4 protein-coding genes are annotated in these 3,943 nt (G+C 53.4%); 1 reads left to right on the top strand and 3 read right to left on the bottom strand.

The genetic code is table 11. The features are described from left to right. Positions 1-404 (top strand): PIN-like domain-containing protein (locus E1189_RS23480; protein ID WP_196221169.1); only part of this gene is annotated, 404 nt, incomplete at its 5' end. Positions 405-630: 226 nt separating this feature from the next. Here E1189_RS23480 and E1189_RS03805 read toward each other — a convergent pair. From E1189_RS03805 to E1189_RS03795, 3 genes are all read right to left on the bottom strand, one after another. Further along, positions 631-1,365 (bottom strand): HNH endonuclease signature motif containing protein, encoded by a 735-nt coding sequence (locus E1189_RS03805; RefSeq protein WP_155158741.1) that lies wholly within the window; start codon positions 1,363-1,365, stop codon positions 631-633. Positions 1,366-1,492: 127 nt separating this feature from the next. Further along, positions 1,493-2,194 (bottom strand): M48 family metallopeptidase, encoded by a 702-nt coding sequence (locus tag E1189_RS03800; RefSeq protein WP_155158740.1) that lies wholly within the window; start codon positions 2,192-2,194, stop codon positions 1,493-1,495. 15 nt (positions 2,195-2,209) lie between these two features. Then, positions 2,210-3,943, bottom strand: a 1,734-nt coding sequence (locus tag E1189_RS03795; protein WP_155158742.1) for a type I restriction enzyme subunit R domain-containing protein, incomplete at its 5' end; no start/stop codon positions are given.

Below are 3,943 nucleotides of genomic sequence, written 5' to 3'. Positions count from 1 at the left end.
ACCTCATTGATAACAACCTTCCCCCTCAACTGGCACGGGCTATAGAAGAGCTTTGTCGTCCCTATAAAAACATCGAGGTCTGGCCGCTCTGTGATTTGTTCGATGCCAACACCCCAGACATTGACTGGATCACAGATTTATCGTCTGAAAAAGCATGGGTCATCATCTCTCAGGATCGCTTCGCAAAAGGTTCTGCAGAAAAGCAGGCATTACGCGAAAGTGGATTGACAGTCTTTTTTCTCGACAAGCAATGGGCGAAGCAGAAGTATTGGGACAAATCACACAACCTTGTGCGATGGTGGCCTGCCATTATGGAACAGGCTGATCGCATGACAGGCGGCTCCGCCTTCCGTGTACGCTGGCGGTTTGGCGGAAAGGCTCAGTTCGAACAGGTTAAAGTTTGATTGCTCACACATACCCTTAACAACGTTAAACGATATTCAAACTGAAGATAGCGGTGCATCAGCAGGATGATAAGTGCCTGTGAGCGGGTCATTTGGGAAGTTGCATCACGATACCTTTAACGACAACAAGGTAATTCATTTACTTGATACAGCCATTATGGGGCAGGCCGACCGCATAACGGGCGGCGCTGCATCCTATAATGCGTTTTCGATTTACTGGGAAAGATCAGTTTGCTTCAAGTCGCTCTTTCTCTTGTAGGGCTTCACGAATCCGACTCATGACCTTTTTATCAATAGTCTTGTTGCTTAGCAGCTCTCGATAGTCATCAGACAACCCATCACCGGTAATAGTGAGAGTGCCATCCCGCTCTATCTTGAATTTGCCTGCGTCATACAAGCGGTGCAAATCCACCCTCAAGAGAATGCCATTGCAAACACTTTCTCTACCGCCATTGGTGACACCGACAATATGGGCAGCTTCTAAAGCAGCCTCTGTGGTTTCTCCAGAAATGGCACACTGAACAGCTCCCATCGCGAGAAGCTCTTGCCGAAAAGTGCTTTGCATTCGATACCACTTGGTGGTGTTCACTTCAATCTGTCGCCCTTCACCGAGAACAGACCTATCCAGACGACTCCATTCAGCAGGCTCATTCGGCTTTTTATCGTGTGAACCTTGCCACACTGCCTTTCCTGTTCTCGCGCCTTTCTTCAGATCAATTTTTAATGTACCCCAGAAAGGCCCTACCTCTGGGTTATCTTCTTTTTTGTACTCAAGGGCAATGTGGTACCTGCCAGACGCCTCACGACACCGTGATTCGACCTTATAAGTGACTGTCTTCGACTCCTCCTCCCAACGCTCAGAAGTCTTCGTCACATCAGTAACCGACATTGGGTTGTCCGGATCAAATTGAATAACTTCTTTGCCGTGATCCCACTGAATAACGATCCCTTTAAAACTCATACAGCCACCAGCTTTTCTGTTTTAGTTATGATGCACGCGAGGCGTATAACTCTGACGTACCCTTTGCGATCATCCGCAGCTTGCAAAAAGTGTCAAGGGCACCTCCCTGCCCGTTTTTAAAGGCATATCACACCTCAACCCCCAATCGTTCAATCTCAGCATGGCAACGCTGCCAGCCGGGGTAGTGTTTCTCCACCAGCAGCCAGAAAGCCTTACTGTGGTTCTTCTCCACGGTGTGACACAACTCATGAACAATCACATAGTCCAGCACCGAGGGTGACAGTTCCATACAGCGGGGGTGGAACTCCAGTATGTTTTCATCAGTACAACTGGCCCAGCGCCCCCGAAAAGCGTGCAGACGCGCTGAGAGCGCCTGTAAGCCCGTCTGACGCTGCCAGTGCCGAATGCGGGGAAACAATTTATCTTTTGCCCGGTCGCGGTAGAACTGATTCCTGGCTTCTTTCAGCGCCTGCTTGGAAATACTGCCACCTTCCGGGGACTGAATATAAAAACGGCTGTTGCGAAACATGATGCGCGGCTGACTGAGTTCCAGAGCAGGCTGCACATGGCAATACCATGTTTTGCCCCGGTAAGGCAGACGACTGCCGGTCACCAGTTCCGGTTTCAGAGGCTGATTCACTTCTTCCAGTCGCTGCTTGATCCAGCGGGCACGGTAGCGGATCAGTTCAACCTGCTCATCCTCTGGCACAGACGGCCCACGCAGCAGCACAGGCTTGCCCCGCTCAACAGTCACGTAATGGCGTTTGAGCCTGGGGTCTTCCTGAAATTCCCAGTCAATGGTCGTGGCACCGTAACGATACACCGGCATGAGCGCTGCGCTCCGTCAGTTCTTCAGCAAAATGTCGAACAGGCTAGTCGCATGTTGCTTGGCCGTCTTCATATCCCATCCGGCTACCGCTCTCAGGCGCTTGCGGATCAGCTTCTGCAGTTCCTTGTGAATCTCGGTTTTGTCCTTCCAGATCGGGCTGGCCAGTACCGCCTGAATAGCGCCGTCGGCAAACAGGGCTTCCGTCCACTGGCGGGCGCTGGTCTGGCTTTCGCCTTCGCCGCTCTTGCCCAGCCTGTCATTGAGATAATCGAACACTGCCACCTGTGCCGGATCAGCAAACCCGGCATGGCGAGCACCGGCCGCCTTGTCCCGCACTTTCTGGCTGAACAGCTCCAGTTGCCGGAGAAACTCGGCCTGCTCAATGCGTTTTTCTTTTTCGTCTTCAATCAGCTTTTTCAGGGCTTCCTCCAGCGGTTCAAAGAACCCCGGATTCTTCTGCTTGCCCGTGGCGATGGTGTGCTTGAGCTGGTTTTTCATGGTCAGCGCCTGACTGCCCAGGCTTTTCAGCTTGCGCAGGCGTTCCATATCGTTGGCATCCAGAATCGACACCTCCCTGCCCAGCAGGCTGCGCACTTCATCGGCTTCAATATGTTCATCCAGAAGCTGTTGCAGTAACGCAGACTCAAGCTGGTTCAGCGGGCCTTTGTGGGCGTCGTCTGGCAGTTTGTGGCGCAGTGCCAGTTTGATTTCCCCCAGCACTTTGAAAAACGGCTTGTAACGGGCACCGCGTTCATCGGGCAGCACTATGTCCAGTCGGGCATTGAATGCCTTGAACGCCGCGAGAAACTCATCCACGGCATCCGGGCGGGTGTCCGGGTCAAGAAAGAGATCGGCATCTTCCTTGTAGGGTTCGGGCTGGGTGAGCAGGTCGTGCATGCGGGGCAGGATACCCAGCAGTTTCTGCAGAGCCATTTCCAGACGGGGCAGCTCGCTTTCAATATCCGTCCAGATCTGGTCACTGGTGATTTTGGTATCATCCCCGCTGTAAATCGACAGCGCCTGATCGAGATGATCCACCACACCGAAGTAGTCAACAATATACCCGGCGTTCTTGCCCTTGCGGGTTCGGTTCACCCGGGCAATGGCCTGCAGCAGGGTGTGCTCTTTCAGGGGCTTGTCGAGGTAAAGGGTGCTGACGATGGGGGCATCCCAGCCGGTGAGCAGCATGTCGGAGACAATCAGCAGCCCGATATTGCAGAAGCGCACCACCTGATCATCATTCTCAGCTTCGTCACCGTAGGGTTTCTTGAAGGTTTCGTTCACCAGTTTGGGAATATCTTCCGTGGGCACGGCCACGGGAGCCTTACCGGCCTTGATTTCATCCCGCACCCGCTCCTCAATGGTCTGGAGCTTTCCCTTGATGTCATACCGTCCGGCCGCATCGGCAACGGCCTGCTCCTGATCAATGCCGGTACGGTTCTCGGTAATACCCCCCAGCGAGATCACCACACGGCTCTCGAAGGTTTCCAGGCCAGCAGCGGCCCGTTCAGCCATCAGGGCGTCGAGGGTATCTTTGTAGCGTACGGCCATATTGCGGCCATCACACACCAGCAGCCCTTTAAAACCCCGGGACTTCACGCCGGTTATAAAATGCTCGACCAGATGACGGGTATTTTCGTCAATGCGATTCTGGGCACTGCGGCGTTTTTTCAGCAGGGCCTGTTTCAGTTGCTTCTGGCGGGCGGCATCCTCCTGACCGAAGGTATCGGTAAACTGTTCATCCAGCTT

Origin of the sequence: Parendozoicomonas verongulae (assembly GCF_009711465.1) — a bacterium.
Classification (GTDB): Bacteria; Pseudomonadota; Gammaproteobacteria; order Pseudomonadales; family Endozoicomonadaceae; genus Sansalvadorimonas; species Sansalvadorimonas verongulae.
Note: the sequence above shows the minus strand (reverse complement) of the source record. Positions and strands in the feature narration are given on the sequence as shown.

Bases quoted from the DNA above. Each gene is read 5' to 3' on its own strand.
- E1189_RS03805 (WP_155158741.1), bottom strand. From the start codon at position 1,365: ATGAGTTTTAAAGGGATCGTTATTCAGTGGGATCACGGCAAAGAAGTT.
- E1189_RS03800 (WP_155158740.1), bottom strand. From the start codon at position 2,194: ATGCCGGTGTATCGTTACGGTGCCACGACCATTGACTGGGAATTTCAG.